This is a genomic window from Psychrobacter sp. TB55-MNA-CIBAN-0194, from assembly GCF_040309505.1.
Taxonomy (GTDB): Bacteria; Pseudomonadota; Gammaproteobacteria; order Pseudomonadales; family Moraxellaceae; genus Psychrobacter; species Psychrobacter fozii.
On record NZ_JBEOOW010000647.1, the window covers coordinates 1 to 246 of the forward strand.

At 40.2% G+C, this 246-nt stretch carries 1 pseudogene; it reads left to right on the forward strand.

Features of this window, described 5'->3' with window-relative positions:
* A pseudogene (locus AAEY75_RS16600) lies at positions 1-246 on the forward strand (efflux transporter periplasmic adaptor subunit); the annotation flags it as partial.

Consider the following 246-nt stretch of genomic DNA (forward strand, 5'->3'; position numbering starts at 1 on the left):
ATTAAAAAATGCACGTTATACCGAATTACGTAAACAAAATAACGTGTCACAGCAGGATCTTGATGATGCTCATGTCGCTTTCTTGGAAGCAAGAGCCAAACAAAAAGGATCAGAAGCAGCTTTAGAAAATGCCAAAATAAATTTAAGCTATACCAAAATTAAAGCGCCTATTGATGGCCGAATTGGTATTTCTCAGGTGACGGTTGGTGCATTGGTAACCGGCAGCCAAGCCACAGTGATGACAAC